Source organism: Serratia sp. M24T3 (assembly GCF_000257645.1).
GTDB lineage: Bacteria > Pseudomonadota > Gammaproteobacteria > Enterobacterales > Enterobacteriaceae > Rouxiella.
In genome coordinates this window covers 43907-66495 of record NZ_AJHJ01000010.1, presented here as the reverse complement: position 1 = coordinate 66495, position 22589 = coordinate 43907, and the positions used below count along the sequence as shown (strand labels likewise).

Sequence of the window (22589 nt, the reverse complement as noted above, 5' to 3'; positions counted from 1 at the left end):
GGTTATTCTCTCCCTACGCGAACGGTGTCGTCACGCTGTACATCGGCACGGCGCTGATCCATGACACTGCCAGAAGAACTTGAGCTATTGCTGGCACTGCTGCTTTTACTGCTGCTCGACGGAGTTGTTGTCTGGCGAAGAGGGATCATGCTGTTGGCATCACTCTCGCTACCCGTGGCTGCTGCAGTTTTACCCTTCAGAATTTGATCAAGCGGCAATACCATCAAATTGTTGCTTTTATCGTTGATCATAATCTTGCGGGTATGGCTAAGAACGTTTTGCATTGTTTCGATATAAAGACGTTCGCGGGTGATTTGCGGCGCGGCTTTATATTCAGGCAACAGTTCCGAGAAACGCGCAACTTCACCCTGTGCTTCCAGCACGGTACGATCTTTGTAAGCTTTGGCATTTTCCAATAAACGCTGAGCCTGACCGTTGGCGCGAGGCTGAACTTCGTTGGCGTAGGCTTCTGCTTCGCGAATATACTGCTGCTCGTTTTCACGGGCGGCAATGGCATCGTCAAAAGCAGCCTTCACTTCCTCCGGCGGACGCGCTGTCTGGAAGTTAACGTCTTGAACGGTAATACCCATGTGATAAGGACGAATAGTCTCCTCCAGCACGCGCTGAGTGTCGCTACGAACCGTCGTACGACCTTCAGTGAGGATTTTATCCATGGTGTATTTACCAATCACGCCGCGCAGCGCACTGTCAGTTGCCTGACTCAAGCTGTCATCGGCATCGGCAACGCTATACAGATAGGCGCGAGGATCGGTAACGCGGTACTGCACGTTCATTTCGACGCGCACCACGTTTTCATCAGAAGTCAGCATGATACCGGAGGCTGCAAGCTCGCGAACAGATTCGACGTTAACCGCCTGAACCTGATCGATAAAGGTCGGTTTCCAGTTCAGGCCAGGCTCAACCAAGTGGCTGAACTTACCGAAACGGGTAACTACACCGCGTTCTGCTTCTTTGATTGTATAAAACCCGCTTGCTGCCCAGATCACCACTACGGCGACCACGGCAAGACCAGCGAACCGACCGCTCAGATTCTTTTGCGGGCCGGTGGTATTTCCGTTGCCGGATCCCTTACCACCAAAACCGCTTAATTTTTTACTGAGCTTACGGAAGATATCATCAAGGTCAGGTGGGCCCTGTTCGCGCCCGCCTTTATTGTTATTTCCACCAGAATTATTTCCACCAGAGTTGCCGCTATTTTTGCTGCTTCCCCAGGGGTCGCGGTCCTGTCCGTTATTACCGGGCTGATTCCACGCCATGTTATAGCTCCATTATTCTATGATTGGTGTTCTTCAGGCTCTATATCAGTCAAGTTATCCCAGTGGTTTTTCTCTTCGAAATCTACCGGGAAGCCGTTACGGACGTATTCGCCCATAGCCGGTTCTTGTTTGCAGAGGCGGCGCCAGTCAACAATGGGCATTCGCACCATTAAACCGATACTTCCATCCTCTTCAATCCATTCTTTTTCAATCGCCTGAAGCTGGTAAAAACGGCTACGAAGGCGGCCGGCATCGGGTGGCAAACACAATTCAACCTGTGCTATTTCACCAGACAGACGCTCCGTTAATGCCTGAAATAACAACGGGATGCCTTCACCTGTCACGGCTGATAACCAGACCCTGATCGGTAAATTCTCTTCGTTGCGGTCAATACGCGGAACAAAATCATCCAGCATATCTATTTTATTCATCACTAACAGCGCAGGAATGTCATCTGCTTCAATCTCTGCCAGCACCGTATTTACCGCGTCGATATTTTCCTCGACGCGAATATCCGCTGCATCAATCACATGTAATAACAGAGATGCCTGTCGGGTTTCCTGCAACGTTGCTTTGAAAGCGGCAACTAAATCATGGGGCAGGTGACGAATAAACCCTACGGTATCCGCCATCACCGTTTCACCTACATCAGCAACCATAATGCGTCGCAAGGTGGGGTCCAGTGTGGCAAACAACTGATCGGCCACGTAAACATCGGCCTCGGTAATACGGTTAAACAGCGTAGACTTTCCGGCGTTGGTGTAACCCACCAGCGAAACTGTCGGAATGTCGGCACGCATTCTGGAACGACGTCCCTGCTCGCGCTGTTTGGAAACGCGTTCAAGGCGACTTAAAATAAGGGTTATTCTGTCACGTAACAGACGGCGGTCAGTTTCAAGCTGGGTTTCGCCTGGACCACGCGCACCAATCCCGCCGCCCTGGCGTTCAAGGTGAGTCCAGCCTCGTACCAGTCGGGTTGCTATATGGCGTAACTGTGCCAATTCTACTTGTAATTTACCTTCGTGAGTACGGGCGCGCTGGGCAAAAATATCTAGAATAAGTCCGGTGCGATCAACCACGCGACATTCACACAAGGCTTCAAGATTACGTTCCTGGCCAGGTGATAATGCGTGATCAAACAGGATTACAGATGCGCCTGTAGCTTTAACGGCATCCGCGATTTCTTGGGCCTTTCCTTCACCGACAAAGTATTTTGGGTGTGGAGCCTTACGGCTACCAGTGATGACTTGTAATGCCTCGACACCTGCTGAAGAGACCAGCGATTCAAATTCGCTTAAATCTTCAGTGACTTTGTCCTGCGAGAAATAGATATGAACCAGTACGGCCTGTTCACCGGCTTCATAACGGTCAAACAAGCGTGTGACCTCTCAATTGAGAAAAAAAATTCAACGAGGGGCACATAAGTGGTATTAAACCCCTTATGAACCCCTTCGAGATTGAATAGCTGTGCGCCTTATTCGGCGTCATCGCCATCCTGCGGCTGCTGTGGAGCAGTCGGTGCGCTACCATGATGATAGTTATTGGTAGTACCACCACCTGGATTATTACTGTGATGAGAAACTGGGCGCGAAGGAACAACGGTGGAGATAGCGTGTTTGTACACCATCTGGCTTACCGTGTTTTTCAAAAGAATCACAAACTGATCGAAAGACTCAATCTGGCCTTGCAGCTTAATACCATTCACCAAGTAAATAGAAACCGGAACACGTTCGCGACGCAATGCGTTCAGGAACGGATCTTGCAAAGATTGCCCCTTAGCCATTCTATCTTTTCCTTATTTGTTTGTTGTTTGTAACTTAGAGCCTAGAAGCTCGAAAATAAATCACATAAAAAATTTGCGCGTTGAGTACTTATCAATTGTACACAATCATCCAACCTATGCACTAACAACCTGAATTACACGGTTTAAGGCTTCTTCTGGCTTCTCTGAATCAAGCCACTCGACGTTCTCCCAACCGCGCAACCATGTCATCTGGCGTTTGGCCAGCTGCCGTGTCGCACAAACACCACGATAAACCATTTCATCGTAGTCGATTTCACCAGAAAAATATGACCACATCTGGCGGTAACCGACACAACGAACGGAAGGCATGTCCGTATGCAAATCACCTCGAGTGAATAGCGCTCTCGCCTCGTCTTCAAATCCATTGGCAACCATCTGCCGAAAACGCAATTCAATACGATCATGCAACAATTGGCGACTCGTAGGTGCAATCGCAAATTGATGTACCCGGTAAGGTAGAGCTTCACCCGAAATTTTAACGAGTTCCGTTAAAGTTTTACCCGAAATATAAAAAACTTCCAGTGCTCTGGAGAGTCTCTGAGGATCATTCGGATGAATTCGCATTGCCGAAACCGGATCTATTTCACTTAATTTCTGATGCAGCACTTCCCATCCCAGCTCCGCCGCCTCAGCCTCTATACGCTCACGCACCAGAGGATCCGCCGGAGGAAGGGGAGAAAGCCCTTCCAGCAAGGCCTTGTAATAAAGCATTGTTCCGCCGACCAATAACGGAATTTTCTTACGCGCGGTGATTTCCTGCATTTCACGCAGCGCATCGGCGCGGAAATCAGCTGCCGAATAAGATTGTGCCGGATCGAGGATGTCAATAAGCCGGTGCGGTGCTTCTGCCAGTTCTTCGGGCGTCGGCTTAGCGGTGCCAATATCCATGCCCTTGTAGATAAGAGCAGAATCAACGCTGATAAGTTCAACTGGAAGCTGCTGGCGCAGGGCCATCGCCAAGGCAGTTTTGCCCGAAGCCGTAGGGCCCATAATAAAAATTGCAGGAGGAAGTGCTGTATTTTCTGAATCAGTCATGCTTGAAAGCCGCCAAGGCCGGCTGTAAATCAACAGGTTGCAAGAGTCCGGAAGGGGGAGATTTGACCAACTGGGGGCAAAGTCGCTCAACGTCCGTAAGTAATTGTATAGCTTGTGATACCGTCCAGACTTCATGTTCACTGCCAATACTGCGGGCAAACCACATAGCTACCGCATCAGGAGTGATTTCCTGCATGACTGAAACATATGCTAACAGGTCGGGTATCAACTTTTGTAAATTTTGTTGGCGTAATGGTAAAGGTACTGTGCGTAAGGTCCCACGCTGCTGCTCAAGCTGCATCTCAATGCCAAAGTGCTGAAACATAGCTTGATGGCGGGTAAACGCCACGCGTTCCTCTTTACTCAGGTTCAGTTTCACCGGAATAAGCAACGGCTGAGGCTTCAATCCTTCAGAAGTGGGGGTCAGCTGGGCCGTTTTCAACCATCTTTCTGCCACTGGCAGCGATAAAAGCACTAATTTTTGACCACGCTCCAGTAGGGCATAGCTTGATGCGCAAACCGTCATCACTCGACCAAAGCTTTGGCTGTGTCCTTCAAGGGCATTTTCGGCCTTTTGCCCCCCCGCAGCAGTGGGCTTTTGGGCTGCGGTTTCTGCTCCGGAAGCCTTTTCTGCCACCGACGGCAGCGATACCTGATAATCCGGACTTTCAGTTGGCTGCAGCAGACGCTGATAAAGCTCGCCCTGCGGCTTACTGTAAGGATTTCCCTCGGTAAAACGCTGCGCTGGCTCACGTAAATGGGCCGAGCGCGATGTTTCAGGGAAAATGGCTTTGCTCTGAGATGAGACGCCAGAAGACGCCGATGATCCGCCCGCATGAGGTTTAGCACGCGCTGATTCGACTTTTGCAGGGTTTTCAGACGGCCGAGCGAAATGATTCCCGCCTGCGGCCTGCCGGTTTTCTGGCTGCCAGCGCGGCGTTTCTTCCTGAGGTTCAGTGGTATCCAGCATTGGCGATCCGGCCTGCTGCAATACTGAGACAACTGCCTGATAGATAAAATCATGCACCAACCGAGACTGATGGAAACGCACCTCATGCTTCGCGGGATGCACGTTGACATCTACCTGATGCGGATCAACATCGAGATACAGAACGTAGGCCGGTTGTTGATCATCTTTAAGCTGATCCTGATAGGCCTGGCGGATCGCGTGATTGATCAGCCGGTCTTTCATCATGCGATTATTCACGTAACAATATTGCATGTCGGTGAGATTACGCGATCCGGCGGGATCGGCCACCCAGCCGTGGATCGCCAAATCACCGTGGCTCCACTCGACTTCCAAAGCGTGCTCAACAAAGGTGGTGCTGCAAATACTGGCCAGCCGACGCGAAGTTTGCGCAGGATCTTTCACCGCGCGATACTGCCGCATCAGCTTGCCGTTATGGCTCAGATTGAATGACACATCAAAACGGGCCAGCGCAATGCGCCGCACTACCTCATCAATATGAGTAAATTCCGTTTTCTCGGTACGCATAAACTTGCGTCGCGCCGGGGTGTTATAAAATAAATCCAGCACTTCAACGGTTGAGCCTTGCGGATGCGCGGCCGGTTTTACCGTTACCGCCATGTCACGCCCCTCGGCGTAGGCCTGCCAGGCTTCATCCTGCGTGGCAGTCCGCGAAGTCAGCATCAGACGAGAAACCGAGCTGATACTGGCCAACGCCTCACCGCGAAAACCCAGACTTAGAATGGCTTCAAGGTCATCAAGCGAGCTGATTTTACTGGTCGCATGCCGCGCCAACGCCAACGCCAGCTCGTCTTTACTAATACCACAGCCGTTATCGCGGATGCGGATCAGCTTGGCGCCGCCGCGATCGATATCAATATCAATTCGCGTGGCACCCGCATCGAGACTATTTTCGACCAGCTCTTTCACTACCGACGCGGGCCGTTCAACAACCTCACCTGCGGCTATCTGATTTGCCAGCTGCGGTGGCAGTACCCGAATCGGCATAGCCGCTCCTGTAGTCTCGATAAATGATATTAACGCGCGATCAGGACTGCGGAATCGTCAGCGTTTGCCCCAACTGTACGTCACCGGTTTTCATATGATTAGCAGTTCTGATTTCACTCATGCTAACACCGTAGTGCGAAGCAATCGCCGACAGCGTGTCACCGCGCACCACTTTATGTCTTGCCGCTTTTTTCTTCGCCCCATGAGTGCTGGTGAGTTTGGCAGTAGTATTTCGTGATACCGCCACACTGCCTGCCGGCACTTTCAGCCGTTGCCCGACCCATACGCCATCTTTCTTGAGCTTGTTGAGATCGCGCAGCGTGCCGTTGGTTGTACCGTAATGCGCTGCAATCCCGGTTAGCGTCTCGCCGCGTACTACCTTATGAATCTGCGTCGCGCCGCCAAGTGCTGCCGTGGTTTCAATCGGCCCGGGCTGGCTTAGGGACGCACTGTCAGGCGCTGAGTTATTGACCGCCGTTGCGTTGGCCAGCAACGGTCGGTTTTCGACCTTTGGGCCGGTTTGTAACGGATGCGACAGGAAATAATTGCGCAGCCCTTCATAGATGGCATGAGCAATTTTATCCTGATACGCGCTGCTACCCAGCAGCCGCTCCCCGCTTGGATTACTAATAAAGCCCGTCTCGACCAGCAATGACGGGATATCCGGCGAACGCAATACGCCCAGACTGGCGTGCTCCGGCTTGGCTTTGTGCAGTGCGCCGACTTTTCGCAACTGCTGAAGTACTTTCACCGCGACGTCGTAGCCCACGCGTTGCGAATGGCCGAACTGAAGATCCAATACCGCCTGGCTCAGATAGGGATCAGAGGCGGTGTTGGCCAGCATGTCCCCCGCGCCTCCCAGCAATTCTGACTGCTTCTCGTGCTGTTCGAGCCAGTTACCCATTTCGCTATTGGCGCGACGGTTGGAAAGTACCCAGACCGAGGCCCCGCTGGCGCTGCGATTGGGTGCGGCATCGGCGTGGATTGATACCAGCAGATTGGCACCTTTTTTACGCGCCACATCCGAACGGCCCATCACCGAAATGAAATAGTCGCCGTCACGGGTCAGTACCGGCTTGAACATCGGATCCTGCGCCATTTCTGCCTGCAGCTTGCGGGCAATGGCAATGGTCACGTTTTTCTCTTTCAACCCGCCCACGCCCTGGGCGCCTGGATCTTGTCCACCGTGACCTGCATCGATTGCCACGATGATTTGGTTATCAGAGGTGGTGCCCACGGTACGCGGCGTTAAATTGGCCGCAGGAACTTTACCGCTGATCGCCACCGTTGTTTTATCGCCGTCAAACGGATTGGCGCTCGACGAAGGTGCTGGTAACGGCCTGCTGGCGGTCTGCACCCGCGAAATCGTTGGCGAGGTATTACGCTGCGCGGTGGCCGCATTTAGCGTAAAGATCACCGTGTATTGGCTGCCATCCTGACGGACCTGAGCGTTGGTCCTGACTTTTTGCGTTAACTCAAACACCAGACGCTGCGTTTTGGCCTCCGCTGGCGTACTCGCGCGCACCCGCTTAACCAGATTTTGCCCGCTAAAGTTCAGCGGTAACCCACGCATTACGCCATCTTGCTTGATATCAATAACCACCCGTTCTGGACTGTGCAGCGGGAAGAATGAATAGTCAGGCTTGCCATCGAAATCGATGGTAACGGTAGATTGCGTACTCCCGTTGGAAACATTGATGTTTTTCATCCCTGCGCCAAAAGCAGGAACGGTGAGAGCAGGTATCATCACTGCCACGGCGAGCAACACACTCGTCGCGACGCTTTTCCAAAATCTGTTAACGCATTGAATCATTACAGCATTATCCTTGCTTTTGTAGCATCTGCAGTAAACGGTTACCTGCCTCTGAAACAGCTTTGATGGTCGCCAATCTGCCTTCTGACTGATAGGCAAGCGTCAGTTCCAGGTCGGGATCGGGTAAAACGCCCGCACCTTGCTGAGGCCATTCAACCAGGCAAATCGCGTCTTCTGTGAAGTAGTCGCGAATGCCCATGAACTCAAGCTCCTCGGGGTCGGCGAGACGATACAGGTCAAAATGATAGACTGCCATCGGATGAAGCTGATAAGGCTCGACCAGAGTATAGGTTGGGCTTTTTACATTGCCTTGATGACCGCGAGCCTGCAGAAAACCACGACTAAAGGTGGTTTTTCCGGCACCCAGATCGCCAAAGAGATGAATGACAGTCGCGCCAGTGCAGGCGTTGGCTAAATCAGCCCCAAGCTTCAGGGTGGCAGCTTCATCGGGCAAAGGTAAGTTAATTTGATTCATGGGTGATTTCTATTTTTTAAGGTCAGGATTAACCGTCGGGGCTATCCAATGTAACAAATCCGTTGCCAGCATGCCGCGCGTGCCCTGGCGTTGAGCAATGATATCCGCCGCCGTGCCGTGAACGACTGTTCCAGCGCATGCTGCATCATAAAAAGATAACTTCTGAGCGAGCAGACCGCCAATAATGCCTGAAAGGATATCACCCATTCCGCCGCTGGCCATACCCGCGTTACCGACATCGGCAAGTGCAATTTGCCCCTCTTGCGAGCCAATCAGCGTGCCTGCGCCTTTCAATACCACCACGCCGCCATAGCGCTGCACCAGGCGATGCAATGAAAGTAAGCGATCGCTTTCAATATCTTTGACTGAACAGTCCAAAAGTCGGGCTGCTTCACCGGGATGAGGCGTCAAGACGCGATTTTGCCGTTTCTCGGGAGCTTTTGCCAGCATGTTAAGCGCGTCAGCATCCCACAAAGCGGGTTTATCGCTAGCGGAGAGGAGCTTGAAAGCAGATTCACCCCACTCATTTTGGCCAAGCCCTGGTCCTATTACCACCGCGCTGGCCCATTCAAGCCCGGCTTTAATCGATTCTTCCGTAAGTTCCTGCACCATCAGTTCAGGTCGCGCGGTCAGCAGCGGGCCAATATGTTGCTTGTGAGTGAGTACTCGCACCATCCCTGCACCAGCGCGCAGTGCGGATTCTGAAGCCATGCGAATCGCTCCTGCATAGCCGATATCTCCACCGACCAGCAGTAAATGCCCGTGCTCGCCCTTGTGGGAACACGGACGACGCGGATGCAGCCATTCCGGCAACCGCCCGGCATCCAGCCGCTGCAAAAGAGGCCGATGCCCGCTGAGCCAGCTTTGAAGGCCCAGTGCGTCGCAGTGCAGCTCGCCGACGTAATCTCTGGCTTGCCCGGTCAGCAAACCCGGTTTCAAGGCGATAAATGTCATCGTCAGCGCAGCACGAACCACCTCTCCCGCCGCAGCACCGGTTTCTGCTGCCAGACCCGAGGGCAGATCCAGCGAAATTACTGGCGCGGAATATTGATTGATGGCCTTGATGTAGCCAGCCAGCGGCTCTCGCGGCGCCGAAGCTAAACCGGTGCCCATCAGCGCATCAACAATAAGCGCGCTGTTCTCAGGCCAGGGAGAGGCGATTGCGCCAATCTGACCGCCTGACGCAATCCACGCGCTTCTGGCCTGCTCTGCTTCAGCGGGAAGCGGCTTTTCACTGTCAAGTGCCAATACGGTAACATTCAAACCGGCCAATTTTGCCAGCCGCGCGACTTCATAGCCGTCACCGCCGTTATTGCCGTGCCCACAAAGCACCAGCCATTCAGTAGCATGGGGAAATTTCGATCGGGCCAGCTGAAAAGCCGCCGCGGCTGCGCGCTGCATCAATGTAAACAGTGAAAGTCCGGTATCGCGGGCAGCATCGGCTTCGGCCTTCCTTAACCAGTCCGCAGAATAGACGGAGTATGGTAAACTTGCCGGGTTCTGTTTTTCAATTTGGTTAGTCATGACACACCTCCTCGATCTCAGTCAATTAGCCCAACATATCAAGCAATGGGGCCAGTCGCTAGGCTTCCAGCAAGTTGGCATCTGCGATACCGACCTGTCGGTAGAAGAGCCAAAGCTGCAAGAGTGGCTTGATAAACAATATCATGGAGAGATGGAGTGGATGGCGCGTCACGGCATGCTGCGCGCCCGTCCTCATGAGCTGCTGCCCGGAACACTGCGGGTGATAAGCGTGCGCATGAACTATCTCCCCGCTAAGGCTGCTTTTGCGAAAACCCTGAATAATCCAACACTTGGTTATGTTAGCCGTTACGCCCTGGGCCGTGATTATCACAAAGTCTTGCGCCAGCGGCTGAAAAAACTCGGCGACATGATTCAGAATTTTTGCAGTGAATCGCAGCCGGATACTGCCCTGACTTTCAGACCGTTTGTCGATTCTGCACCGATTTTGGAACGCCCATTGGCCGAGAAGGCGGGGCTTGGTTGGGTTGGTAAGCACTCACTAATTCTAAATCGTGAATCTGGTTCCTGGTTCTTTCTCGGCGAACTGCTGATTGACCTGCCCTTGCCAGTCGACAAACCGCAAGAAGAGCAGTGTGGCCGCTGCGTAGCCTGTATCACTACCTGCCCGACCGGCGCTATTGTCGCGCCTTATCAGGTCGATGCCCGCCGCTGTATCTCTTATCTGACTATCGAGCTTGAAGGCGCCATTCCTGAAGAATTTCGTCCGTTAATGGGCAACCGAATCTATGGCTGCGATGATTGCCAGCTGATTTGCCCGTGGAATCGCTATTCGCAATTGACTGACGAAGATGATTTTAGCCCACGCGCAGCGCTGCATGCCCCAGAATTGATTGAGTTATTTAACTGGAAAGAAGAGAAGTTCCTGCGCATCACCGAGGGATCGCCGATTCGACGCATTGGACATCTGCGCTGGCTGCGTAATATTTCGGTGGCGCTGGGAAATGCGCCTTACGACGAAAACATAGTTTTAGCGCTGCAAGGTAGAAAAGGAGAAAATAGCATGCTGGATGAACATATCGAGTGGGCTATCGCGCAGCAAAAGGCAAGAAGAAGCGAACATCAGATAGAAGTGCAGTCTTCACAGAAGAAACGGCTGATCCGCGCTGTGGAAAAAGGCCTGCCTAGAGACGCATAAAACGCAAGTTTTTCTGTAAAAATCGGAATTTCTGCGCTGTGCATAAAAATAAAAATGCTTTGCCGATCAACTGCACAAAAAAGCGCAAGAGATCACTATAACGTTTTGGGTTTATTTTTTATCTTTAAAAATCAGCAAGTTATTTTTTGGCAATATTGGAAGATCAAATAAAGAACAGTGCAAAAAACAAACTAAATCTGTGGATAACTCTGTTCACAAAATTAATTCAATCTGTTTTTTTAACAACAGAAAAGTCACGCAAGTGGCGTGGTGACTGGGGTGTTGATTGAATGAATAAAATTGGAGCGGGAAACGAGACTCGAACTCGCGACCCCGACCTTGGCAAGGTCGTGCTCTACCAACTGAGCTATTCCCGCTTAGGAGATGCAATGTGCATCGGTTGTAAATTGTTTCCAGCAAACTCTCTTCGTTTGAAGAGTCATTCACTTTTCATCAAGTACAACATTTGAAAAGTTTGGAGCGGGAAACGAGACTCGAACTCGCGACCCCGACCTTGGCAAGGTCGTGCTCTACCAACTGAGCTATTCCCGCGTCGCATGGTGCTTATACTACTGTTTTTCTTTACTGCTCTTTTTTCTAAATCTAATCGATTGAAAAACCAATCAAAAAAATTTGGAGCGGGAAACGAGACTCGAACTCGCGACCCCGACCTTGGCAAGGTCGTGCTCTACCAACTGAGCTATTCCCGCTCTGCGTACTAACGAAATTCTTCATCGGTACGGGGTGCGCATTATACGAGAAATCTTCGCTCCCGCAAGCCCCCTTTCCCAAAAAAAACCGTTTTTATTCAAGAAATCGTTCAACTGCCGATTAAAACAACGATTAGCTCAATTAACCGGCAATTTTGAGGTTTCAGAACGACATAGCGTTCTGAAAAATATTTTTAACTCTTTTACAGCTGGATGAAATGCTCACGATAATAGGCAAGTTCAGCAACCGACTCGCGGATATCGTCCAATGCCTGATGTGTCCCCTGCTTGGTAAAACCGGCAAGAATTTCAGGCTTCCAGCGACGAGCCAGCTCTTTCAATGTACTGACATCAAGATAGCGATAGTGGAAATAGGCTTCCAGCTCCGGCATGTAGTTAAACAGGAAGCGGCGATCCTGACCCACACTGTTGCCACAGATTGGCGATTTACCGGCGGGTACCCACTTTTTAAGGAATTCAATCGTCGCCTGTTGAGCCGCATTTTCATCAAAGGTGCTGGCTTTGACTCGTTCCACCAGCCCGCTGCCGGTATGAGTACGCACGTTCCACTCGTCCATGAGCCCCAGCTGCGCCTCAGATTGATACACTGCCATCACCGGGCCTTCTGCCAGCACGTTGAGATTGGCATCGGTGACCAGCGTCGCGATTTCGATGATTCGATCGCGTTTTGGATCCAGACCAGTCATCTCCAAATCGATCCAGATTAAATTGTTCTCACTTGCAGACGGGTTGGTATCAGTTAAAGACAGGTTGGTATCAGTTAAAGACATAGTGACTCCAGTCATGAATAGTCCCACAACGGTTAATTAATACGAAATAGCTGGTATCATAGCCCTTTTGGTCGCAACGAGCGATTGAAGCCAGTCAAGTGAGGCGCAGTGACTAAGATAAAACTGTCAAAAGGGCAACAACGTCGCGTTAAAGCCAACCACGAACGTCGTCTGACCAAGACCGACAAACGTAAAGAGCTGGACGACTCCCTGCACGGTGAACCGCAAGAAGGCGTGGTGATCAGCCGATTCGGGATGCATGCCGACGTTGAAGCTACCGACGGCAGCACGCATCGCTGTAACATTCGTCGGACCATCCGTTCACTGGTAACCGGTGACCGCGTTGTATGGCGCTCGGGCGAAAACGCCGATACCAAGGGCATCGTAGAAGCCGTGCATGAGCGCACGTCGGTACTGACTCGCCCTGATTTCTATGACGGCGTAAAACCCATCGCCGCCAACATTGATCAAATCGTGATTGTCTCGGCTATTTTACCCGAGCTGTCTCTCAACATCATCGATCGCTATCTGGTAGCGTGTGAAACCGTTGAAGTCGAGCCGCTGATTGTTCTGAATAAAATTGACCTGCTCGACGATGAAAGCCGCAAATTCGTGGCAGAAATGATGGATATCTATCGTCGCATCAATTATCGCGTGTTAGAGGTTTCAAGCTATACCGGTGAAGGCATGCCAGAGTTCATTACCGCATTGACCGACCGCATCAGCATTTTTGCCGGTCAGTCGGGCGTGGGTAAATCCAGCCTGCTCAACGCGTTATTGCCGCCTGAAAAGCAGCAGATTGTGGTCAATGACGTGTCCGATAACTCAGGTCTGGGCCAGCACACCACCACCGCCGCTCGCTTGTACCACTTCCAGCACGGCGGTGACGTCATCGATTCACCGGGTGTTCGCGAGTTTGGTTTGTGGCACCTGGCACCTGAGCAAATCACTCAGGGCTTCATCGAATTCAGGCCTTACCTAGGCTACTGCAAGTTCCGCGACTGCAAACACGGCAGCGATCCGGGCTGTGCCATCCGTGAAGCCGTCGACAAAGGCGAAATTGCAGAGGAACGTTTTGATAATTATCACCGCATCCTTGAAAGTATGGCCGATGTAAAAACGCGTAAAAACTTTGATAGCCTCTGATAAAAGTCGTCATTTTGATTAGAATCAGCCGCACACCATTTAGGCTATTTATTTCATTTTTCATAAAATCCGCTGCCAAGAAATAGCGGATATATCCAAAATAGTTCGAGCTGCAGGAAGTCGGTAAACGAGCAAATCCCAAAAGCTTATGCAAATAAGTGGCTGAGACAAGCGATCGTAGTCAACGCTCTGCGGTTCGAAATATGCAGGATATAAATTTACAAGAGGGTTGACTGTGCTGGATAAGCTCAAAATAAAACTTCAATACTTACTTCCTAAACAAGGGCTTACTCGACTTGCTGGCTGGGGAGCAGAGCGCCGTGGTGCAATGCTGACCCATTGGGTGATTAAAGCGTTTGCCAGCTATTACAAAGTCGACATGAAAGAAGCGCAGGATCCGAGCTTTACCGCCTATCCGACGTTTAACGAATTTTTTGTCCGCCCCCTGCGCGCCGGTGCGCGTCCGGTGGTGAGTGGTCTGGATATGCTATGCCTGCCAGCCGATGGCGCTATCAGCCAGCTTGGCCCGATTGCCGACGATAAACTGTTCCAGGCCAAAGGCCATTTTTACACGCTTGAAGCGCTGCTGGCAGGTAACTACGTGCTGGCAGAAAAGTTTAAACAAGGTCAATTCGCCACGATCTATCTGGCTCCACGCGACTATCACCGCGTGCACATGCCTTGCGACGGCGTGCTGCGCGAAATGATTTACGTGCCGGGCGATTTGTTCTCGGTCAACCCGCTGACTGCGGCCAATGTGCCAAACCTGTTTGCCCGCAACGAACGCGTTATTTGCGTATTCGATACGGAATTTGGCCCAATGGTACAAATCCTGGTGGGCGCGACCATCGTCGGCAGTATTGAAACCGTGTGGGCGGGTCAGGTAACTCCACCGCGCGAGGGCATTATAAAACGTTGGACCTATCCTGCCGCTGGCAGTGAAGGCGTTATTGCGCTGGAAAAAGGTCAGGAAATGGGTCGATTCAAGCTGGGATCTACAGTGATCAACCTGTTTGCTGCCGATCAGGTCACGTTTATGCCACAGCTGAAAAACGGCACCGTGACACGCATGGGTGAACCGTTTGCCGAGGCATTGCGTGCTCCTGCTGCTGAGCCAGTCATACCAGAACCAGAAAACGTCGTTTAGCTTTCAGCAAGCTAATCACGATTCTGCAAGAAATTTGTTTTCTAAAAGTTTGTGAAAGGATACTGCCTGTGCGCCTGATCCCCACCCTATTGGTGAGTTTGCTGCTGGCGCTGCCGCTGTATGCCAGCGCAGCGCTCTCAGAAGATCAGCTCCAGCAAGAGCTGAAACAAGCCGAATCCAATAAGGAGGGGGCCAATCAGGCGCAAATTGTTGAATCGCTGCAAAAGGCGATCAACTGGTTGGACGAAGCCAATGCCTCCACGGCGCGATCCGGGCAGTATCAAACCGCCATCGATGATTTTCCACGCCTGTCGCAAAGTCTGCGTCAGGAGCTGAAAACTCAGGCCGACAAGGCGTTGCCTGTTGACGATAGCCTGTCGAGCACCGAGCTTGACCAGCAAATATTGCAGGTCAGTAGCCAACTGCTGGAAGAGGCGCGCCAGCTGCGACAGGAGCAGGACCGTTCTCGCGATATCAGCGATTCTCTCAGCCAGCTTCCTCAGCAGCAATCTGAAGCACGTAACGCGCTGGCGGATGTCGATCAGCGCCTGCAAAGCTTTAATAACAACAAATCGGCGCTGGCACAGGCCCAGCTCAAAGCATTGCAGGCAGAATCTAACGCCCGTAAAGCCCGCGTTGACGAGTTAGAGCTGGCGCAGCTTTCTGCCAGCAACCGGCAGGAACTATCGCGCATTCGCGCCGAACTGTATAAAACGCGCCACGATCGTCTCGATGAACAGTTGCAGACTCTGCGCAATAATCTCAATAGCCAACGCCAGCGTGAAGCCGAAACGGCGCTTGAAAAAACCGAGCAGCTGGCCGAGCAAAGTGGCGAATTACCCAAATCGATTACCCAACAGTTGCAGTCCAACCGCGAACTTTCGCTGGCACTAAACCAGCAGGCACAGCGCATGGATCTGATCTCTTCACAGCAGCGACAGGCTGCGGCGCAAACTCTGCAGGTTCGTCAGGCGCTGAGCACAATCAAAGAGCAGGCGCAGTGGCTCGACGCTTCTCCGCTGTTGGGTGAAACTCTCCGCGCCCAAGTCGCGAAACTGCCTGAAATGCCGAAACCGCAACAGCTTGATGGCGATATGGGCCAGCTGCGCGTGCAGCGTTTGCACTATGAGGATTTACTCGGCAAACAGCAGCAGTATCGTCAAGGCAAGCAAGACGACGGCCAGCCATTAAGCACCGCGCAACAGAGGATCTTGCAAGCCCAGCTGAAAACCCAGAGCGATCTACTCAACTCGTTGCTTTCGGGCTGTGACACGCAAATTCTCGAGCTGACCAAGTTGAAAGTCGCCAATACTCAGCTGGTTGATGCTTTGAAAGATATCAATGACGCCGCGCACCGCTATCTGTTCTGGGTGGCCGATGTCAGCCCGATAGGCTTCAACTATCCGCTGCAAACCATGCACGACCTGAATCGCCTACTGTCGCTGGATACCCTGTCGCAGCTGGGCAAAGCCTCCGTAATGATGGTCACCAGCAAGGAAACACTGCTGCCGCTGTTTGGCGCGCTGGTGTTGGTGATTGTCAGTATTAGCTCGCGCCGTCATTATTATAATTTCCTGGATCGGGCCACCAGCCGTGTCGGTAAAGTCACGCAGGATCATTTCTCCCTGACTGCGCGCACCGTGTTTTGGTCGATTCTGGTCGCCCTGCCACTGCCGGTGCTTTGGGCGGCGCTGGGTTTCGGGCTGCAAAGTGCCTGGCCGTTTCCAATTGCGGTAGCGATTGGCGATGGAGTCACCGCCACGCTGCCGGTACTGTGGTTGTTTATGATCAGCCATTATCTGGCGCATCCCAAAGGGCTGTTCATTACTCACTTTAACTGGCCACAGCGCCGCGTTTCCCGCGCACTTCGCTATTACTCGCTGTCCATCTGGCTTATCGTGCCGCTGATTATGGCACTGATTACCTTTGATAATCTTAATGACCGCGAGTTTTCAAACACCTTGGGACGCCTGTGCTTCATCATCCTTTGCGCGCTGTTGGGTCTGGTAACTCAGAGCCTAAAACGTGCGGGGATACCACTGTATCTCGACAAGCAGGGCAACGGTGAAAACCTGATTAACAGCTCGCTATGGTGGATGATGCTTAGCGCGCCGCTGATCGCCGCCTTTGCCTCGATGCTCGGCTATCTGGCAACCTCGCAGGCACTGCTCGCGCGTCTGGAAACCTCACTGGCTATCTGGTTCCTGCTGCTGGTGATTTATCATATTATTCGCCGTTGGATGCTTATCCAACGCCGCAAAATAGCCTTTGAACGTGCCAAGCAGCGCCGCGCAGAAATCCTCTCGCAGCGCGCCAAAGGTGAAGAAGAAACGCCATTGGCCAACAGTAATGAAGGCGCGATTGAGATTGAAGAACCCGTGGTCGACCTGGATGCCATCAGCTCGCAGTCACTCAGGCTGGTTCGCTCGCTGCTGGCGATGGTCGCACTGATGTCGGTAATTTTTCTCTGGTCAGAGATCCATTCAGCGTTTTCATTCCTGGAAAACATCAAGCTGTGGGATGTTTCTTCAACTACTCAGGGCGTCGAAAGCATGCAGCCGATCACTCTGGGCCACGTGCTGATCGCCATTCTGGTACTGATTATCACCACACAGCTGGTTCGTAACCTGCCCGCCCTGCTTGAACTGGCGCTGTTACAGCACCTCGACCTGACGCCAGGCACTGGCTATGCCGCGTTGACTATCACCAAATACGCAGTGTTGCTGATTGGCGGATTAACCGGCTTCTCGATGCTGGGTATCGAATGGGGCAAGTTGCAATGGCTGGTTGCCGCCATGGGCGTTGGGCTGGGCTTCGGCCTGCAGGAGATTTTTGCCAACTTTATCTCCGGCCTGATGATTTTGTTCGAAAAACCGATTCGTATCGGCGATACCGTGACTATTCGCAACCTCACGGGCAGCGTGACGAAAATTAATACTCGCGCTACCACGATTGTCGATTGGGATCGCAAAGAGATTATCGTGCCTAACAAGGCCTTTATCACCGAGCAGTTTATCAACTGGTCGCTGTCAGATTCGGTTACCCGCGTGGTGTTAACCGTTCCTGCGCCGGTTGAGGCCAACAGCGAAGAAGTCACGTCGATTCTCACCAATGCCGCCAAAAAGTGCTCGCTCGTGCTCGATACTCCTGCTCCTGAGGCGTATCTGGTTGATTTACAGCAGGGTATTCAAATCTTTGAGCTGCGTATGCACGCCGCAGAGATGGCGCACCGTATGCCGCTGCGCCATGAAATCCACCAGCTCATTCTGGCCGGGTTCCGCGAACATGGAATTATTTTGCCATTCCCACCTTTCCAGGTACGGATGGAAACCCTGCATCGCGCACAGAATGGCAGTAACGCCACGCTGAGCAGCACAGGCCCCAGAAATCAGGGCGACCTCTGATAACTAAACTCTTTCTCCCCCGGATAATTAATAACTTCGGGGGAGACTTCCCGCTAAAAAATAAATTTATTTAAACATTAAATTTATTTGAATCTTCAAATATAAATATTTTATAAACTCCACGCGCACTTTCCTGACTAGTACGATATCTCTGCAAGCAATTAACCTTGAAAATAGCCGTCACAAAATGAGTTTAAAACTCTTCTTTCGTTTCTTATTTATTAAAAAAGAACGTTGGAATTAGGCTAGATATAATTCAAGGATTTCAAATGCGAAACGTAATGCGTCTTTCAAAGCTTTCTCAGTGTATTTTACTGGCAACCTCATCATTAATTATTGCGGGTAATGCCTCTGCTGCAACACCAGTGCTTAAATTGTCTGAACAGGCCTCAGGTCTTACTCAGACTAAATCTGGCGCACATGGCGAAACTGAATGGAATCTTGATCACTTAAACGGTAATGCGGCCGTGCTGGCAAAGAATGCAGAAAATCATAATGTTTACTTTTCTGGCCCTAACGTTGCTGGCACCAGAACGGCTAAAGATAAGCAAGAACTGGTTGTAGCCGGCACCGATCTTTCTGGTCATTACATCAATATGAGTAAAGGCGGCACTGCAAATCTTTATCTGCTACCCGGCAGCAAAGTAGACATGGTTGAAATCGGTGATAATGGTGCAAAAACTGATACCACTATCGTGCTGAATAATGCCCAACTGTCAGGCCAACAAGCTAGCGTGAAGTATGACGATAAACCGGCAATAGCAAAAGTTCCCAATAAAGATTATATGGACGGCGCGGCAATTTGGATGGATCCCAAAGATAACGGCAATTTAAACGTAATTGCTGATAATGGCTCTGTTATTAATGGCTCCATTATTGCCCGTGGTACTGGAAATAAAAACATTGAGCTCAACAATAGCATTATGGCCCATGGAGATATTTCAATTGATGGTCAATCCATCAATAATGTTCTCTTAAAAAACACGGCTCTTAATGCAAAAGCTAATGTTGTCGATCAAAAAAATCTCGGAACTAATCCAAACGCTATCGTGCTGACTAATTCCGTACAAAACAATGTCTTTATGGATCATTCAAATGTTGAAGGTATAAAAATACTTACCAGCAAAGGTGATTCAAATATACTGATACTGAATAAGAGCCATGACAATGGCAATATTTTGATTCAAGCTGACGGTAAAGCCAATCTCGATATTAATAATTCTACGCATCAGGGCAATATCGATATTTCCGGTAAAAAAGGTGCTGCAGTCTACATTGCCGATGGTGCACAGGCAGCAGGAAACATTACTTTTGGCGAAGGCGACAATCAGCTTATCGTCAAAAATAACAGTGCCTTATCAGGTTTTGTTGATGGCAGCGCGGGTAACACCGTGATGACCGTAGGTGACAGCAGCTATTACAATGGCAACATTTTCCACGTTAAGAGCCTGACTCTAGGTGATAAAGCGCTGGTTGCGACAGAAGAATTGAGAAACATGCGCGTCGATATGACGGGCCATGACACCCTGATAACGAATACGCTCGCTAATTCTACTGTGACCATGAGCAGCAGCGATCAGTTATCAGCTAAAACTGCCGCCGGTAGCAGCACGCTAACCATCAACAAGCTTTCTGCTGACACCACGGCTGGAACTCACGAATTGGCAGAAATGACGCTCGCCAAAAAAGCGATGGTTAATGCCACTTTCTCTAACGGCAAACAAACCGTATCGGCACGTAACGGCGCGTATAATTACGAGTTGCAGCTCAGCGATGGCGCTTTTGCCGATTATTCTGTTAATGGTGTTGCACAACAGAAAATCGTATTGGACGTTAAACAGGCCGACCTCGTAAATGATGTAAAAGGCGCAATTGCCGGTCTTGATGGTGCGAAACAGTCCGCTACTGCGGTTACCAGCAGCATCGCTAACCGTATGAATACTCTTAATGCCAGCAACCTGTTTAACGGCGTGCATGAAGGAGCCAGCGTTTGGGGCGACTATCTGTATCAGGATGCCGACCTTAAAGGTAACGTTACCTCCAATACTAAACTGCAAGGCCTGAACACCGGCGCTGATTGGACCTGGAAACTGAGTAACGGCGACAGTCTGACTTCAGGTATATCATTGGCACGCGTTAAAGACAAACTGAGCAACGCGTCTGCTTCAGGGGATTACAACAACCACGTAACCGGCAACTTCTACAGCCTTTACGGTGGTTGGCAGCAAGCGCTGCAAAATAAAACCTGGAGCCTGTTCACTAATGCAAACCTGAGCTACGGCGACTTGAGCTATTCGGCCAACAGCAACAACGTAGGCGCATCTACCTCAGGTATTAAAGATCATCTGAACAGTAACTATAAAGGCAAGGTACTCAACGGTGAAGTTCGCTCGGGTGTGAATATTAAAGCGACCGAAACTATTCTGGTTCAGCCTTACGCATTGCTGGGCATGAACAAAGCGACCTCCGACGAGTTTGCCAATAAGACAATTAACTTCAGCAAGAATCAGAGCGGTTCGTGGTATGCCGGTATCGGTACTCGCGTAACGGCTAATGTCGAAGTGAAAAGTGTCAAACTGATGCCTTGGGCAGATGTGAGCTACACACAGGAATTTGCGGATAAAACTGATATCTCAGCAAGTTCGGTGACAAAATCGAATGACCTTCATTTAACTTCAGGCAAAATGCGTAAAGTCGTTTCTGCCGGTGCAGGCGTTAACGCCGCGGTGACGAATAACCTGAATCTGAACTCAGGCATTTACACCAGCGCAGGTGATACCAACAAAGATGTCAGCGTTCGTCTGGGCGTGAACTACAATTTCTAAGTAACAAGATTTAAAAAGTAAAACAGGGCTGGCGATTGCCGGCCCTTTTAACATTACATTGCCAAATTATTTCATTGCCAAATTGTCCATTGCCAAATTCTCAGAAAAAAATCAGGCGAAAAGTTTCCTGGCAGCTTGACGATGGGCTGATATCAGTGACTTCACATCCAGATCGACGATCTGCCCTTCCTTAACACGCCACTTCCCACCAACCATTACACTGTCTGCCCGTTCGGCTCCACAGAGCAATAATGCTGCAATAGGATCATGACTGCCGCTAAAACGTAGCTCGTCCAGCTTAAACAAAGCCAAATCCGCCTGTTTACCCACCGCAATCTGCCCGATATCGTCACGACCAATCACTCGCGCCGAGCCGCGTGTTGCCCAGCCGAGGATCCGCTCCGGCGTGGCATATTCGGTGCCGTAGCGCAGTCGTTGCAGATACAGCGCCTGCCGCGCCTCGTACATCAGGTTCGAGGCATCGTTGGAAGCCGAGCCGTCTACCCCCAGACCAATCGGCGCGCCCGCTGCCTCTAGGTCACGCGTTGGACACATCCCCGAAGCCAGCCGCATATTGGATACCGGGCAATGACAAATGCCGGTGCCCGCAGCACCCAGTCGGCGAATTTCGTCATCATTGAAATGAATACCGTGCGCCAGCCAGGTTCGACTGCCAAGCCAGCCAACACTGTCGAGATAGTCCACCGTGCGCAGACCAAAACGTTGCAGGCAAAACTGTTCTTCATCAAGTGTTTCAGCCAAGTGAGTATGCAGGCGGACGTCTTCGCGCTCGGCCATCGCAGCGCTTTCACGCATAATATCGGTGGTCACTGAAAACGGTGAACAGGGCGCCAGAGCAATCTGCATCCACGCCCCCTCTCCGCGCTGATGATAACGGTCAATCAACCGCTGACTGTCCAGCAAAATCGCCTCGGCAGACTGCACCGTATGCATCGGCGGCAGTCCACCGTCGTCCTCGCCCAAACTCATCGAACCGCGAGTCAGCAAAGCGCGCATGCCAAGCTCTCGCACCACCTCAACCTGTACGTCGATTGCCTGTTCCATACCCTGCGGAAAAAGATAGTGATGATCCGTGGTGGTGGTGCAGCCTGAAAGCAGCAATTCGGCCATTGCGACGCGGCTTGCCAGCGCCAAAGCCTCGGGTTGCAAGCGCGCCCACACCGGATAAAGCTGCTTGAGCCAGGGAAACAGCGGCGCATTGACCACCGGCCCCCAGGCTCGGGTCAAGGTTTGATAAAAGTGATGATGGGTGTTAATAAGCCCCGGTAATAGCACACATTCAGAGGCGTCGATAACACTGTCAACCGGTAGCGAGGGATGCTGGCCCGCGTTCAGCAGTTCAACAATACGGGCACCTTCGATGACAAGACCGCCATCGGCATTTAGCTCGTTGGCGGTGAAAACGGCGAGAGGGTTTTTGATCCAAGTACGTTGCGTCAACATAACTGGCTCCTTTAGTTTAAGAATCATAAGGTTAGCCAGCTCA

15 protein-coding genes and 3 tRNA genes are annotated in these 22589 nt (G+C 51.3%); 5 read left to right on the top strand and 13 right to left on the bottom strand.

Annotated features, from left to right (window positions below):
* Positions 1–2: 2 nt before the first annotated feature.
* The 8 genes from hflK to nnr all read right to left on the bottom strand — a co-directional run bounded on the left by hflK (position 3) and on the right by nnr (position 9903).
* Complete coding sequence (hflK, locus tag SPM24T3_RS10560; RefSeq protein WP_009636741.1) at positions 3–1277, bottom strand: FtsH protease activity modulator HflK; 1275 nt, start codon at positions 1275–1277, stop codon at positions 3–5.
* A 17-nt stretch (positions 1278–1294) separates the two neighbouring features.
* Positions 1295–2653 carry a ribosome rescue GTPase HflX gene (gene hflX / locus SPM24T3_RS10555; RefSeq protein WP_009636740.1) on the bottom strand — a complete coding sequence of 453 codons (1359 nt, stop codon included), beginning with the start codon at positions 2651–2653 and terminating at the stop codon, positions 1295–1297.
* A 98-nt stretch (positions 2654–2751) separates the two neighbouring features.
* The gene (hfq, locus tag SPM24T3_RS10550) at positions 2752–3060 is read right to left on the bottom strand and encodes an RNA chaperone Hfq (RefSeq protein WP_009636739.1); all 309 of its coding nucleotides are present in this window, start codon (positions 3058–3060) and stop codon (positions 2752–2754) included.
* Positions 3061–3174: 114 nt separating this feature from the next.
* On the bottom strand, positions 3175–4116 hold the full coding sequence (miaA, locus tag SPM24T3_RS10545; protein WP_009636738.1) for a tRNA (adenosine(37)-N6)-dimethylallyltransferase MiaA: 942 nt from the start codon (positions 4114–4116) through the stop codon (positions 3175–3177).
* Positions 4109–6091 carry a DNA mismatch repair endonuclease MutL gene (gene mutL, locus SPM24T3_RS10540; RefSeq protein WP_009636737.1) on the bottom strand — a complete coding sequence of 661 codons (1983 nt, stop codon included), beginning with the start codon at positions 6089–6091 and terminating at the stop codon, positions 4109–4111. The genes miaA and mutL overlap by 8 nt, the downstream gene beginning before the upstream one ends.
* A gap of 40 nt (positions 6092–6131) precedes the next feature.
* Positions 6132–7838 (bottom strand): N-acetylmuramoyl-L-alanine amidase AmiB, encoded by a 1707-nt coding sequence (gene amiB / locus SPM24T3_RS10535; RefSeq protein WP_369699988.1) that lies wholly within the window; start codon positions 7836–7838, stop codon positions 6132–6134.
* Positions 7839–7911: 73 nt separating this feature from the next.
* Positions 7912–8379 (bottom strand): tRNA (adenosine(37)-N6)-threonylcarbamoyltransferase complex ATPase subunit type 1 TsaE, encoded by a 468-nt coding sequence (gene tsaE / locus SPM24T3_RS10530; protein WP_009636735.1) that lies wholly within the window; start codon positions 8377–8379, stop codon positions 7912–7914.
* A gap of 9 nt (positions 8380–8388) precedes the next feature.
* Complete coding sequence (gene nnr, locus SPM24T3_RS10525; RefSeq protein ID WP_009636734.1) at positions 8389–9903, bottom strand: bifunctional ADP-dependent NAD(P)H-hydrate dehydratase/NAD(P)H-hydrate epimerase; 1515 nt, start codon at positions 9901–9903, stop codon at positions 8389–8391.
* On the opposite strand from nnr, the gene queG reads away from it, so the two are divergent.
* Positions 9902–11059 (top strand): tRNA epoxyqueuosine(34) reductase QueG, encoded by a 1158-nt coding sequence (gene queG / locus SPM24T3_RS10520; protein WP_009636733.1) that lies wholly within the window; start codon positions 9902–9904, stop codon positions 11057–11059. The two genes, nnr and queG, sit on opposite strands and share 2 nt — an antisense overlap.
* Before the next feature lie 301 nt (positions 11060–11360).
* Here queG and SPM24T3_RS10515 read toward each other — a convergent pair.
* The 4 genes from SPM24T3_RS10515 to orn all read right to left on the bottom strand — a co-directional run bounded on the left by SPM24T3_RS10515 (position 11361) and on the right by orn (position 12560).
* Positions 11361–11436 (bottom strand) — tRNA-Gly (locus SPM24T3_RS10515).
* Positions 11437–11535: 99 nt separating this feature from the next.
* Positions 11536–11611 (bottom strand) — tRNA-Gly (locus tag SPM24T3_RS10510).
* Positions 11612–11693: 82 nt separating this feature from the next.
* A tRNA-Gly gene (locus SPM24T3_RS10505) sits at positions 11694–11769 on the bottom strand.
* Between the two features lie 203 nt (positions 11770–11972).
* Complete coding sequence (gene orn, locus SPM24T3_RS10500) at positions 11973–12560, bottom strand: oligoribonuclease (protein WP_009636732.1); 588 nt, start codon at positions 12558–12560, stop codon at positions 11973–11975.
* A 108-nt stretch (positions 12561–12668) separates the two neighbouring features.
* On the opposite strand from orn, the gene rsgA reads away from it, so the two are divergent.
* The 4 genes from rsgA to SPM24T3_RS10480 all read left to right on the top strand — a co-directional run bounded on the left by rsgA (position 12669) and on the right by SPM24T3_RS10480 (position 21082).
* On the top strand, positions 12669–13706 hold the full coding sequence (rsgA, locus tag SPM24T3_RS10495; RefSeq protein ID WP_009636731.1) for a small ribosomal subunit biogenesis GTPase RsgA: 1038 nt from the start codon (positions 12669–12671) through the stop codon (positions 13704–13706).
* Positions 13707–13941: 235 nt separating this feature from the next.
* Positions 13942–14853 carry an archaetidylserine decarboxylase gene (gene asd / locus SPM24T3_RS10490; RefSeq protein ID WP_037378219.1) on the top strand — a complete coding sequence of 304 codons (912 nt, stop codon included), beginning with the start codon at positions 13942–13944 and terminating at the stop codon, positions 14851–14853.
* 68 nt (positions 14854–14921) lie between these two features.
* A complete protein-coding gene (gene mscM, locus SPM24T3_RS10485) occupies positions 14922–18257 on the top strand; it encodes a miniconductance mechanosensitive channel MscM (RefSeq protein ID WP_009636729.1) in 3336 nt (1111 codons plus the stop codon).
* 269 nt (positions 18258–18526) lie between these two features.
* A complete protein-coding gene (locus SPM24T3_RS10480) occupies positions 18527–21082 on the top strand; it encodes an autotransporter outer membrane beta-barrel domain-containing protein (RefSeq protein WP_009636728.1) in 2556 nt (851 codons plus the stop codon).
* Between the two features lie 111 nt (positions 21083–21193).
* On the opposite strand, the gene SPM24T3_RS10475 is transcribed toward SPM24T3_RS10480, so the two are convergent.
* Entirely contained in the window at positions 21194–22546 is a 1353-nt protein-coding gene (locus SPM24T3_RS10475) for an 8-oxoguanine deaminase (RefSeq protein ID WP_009636727.1), read from the bottom strand.
* Positions 22547–22589 lie beyond the last annotated feature (43 nt).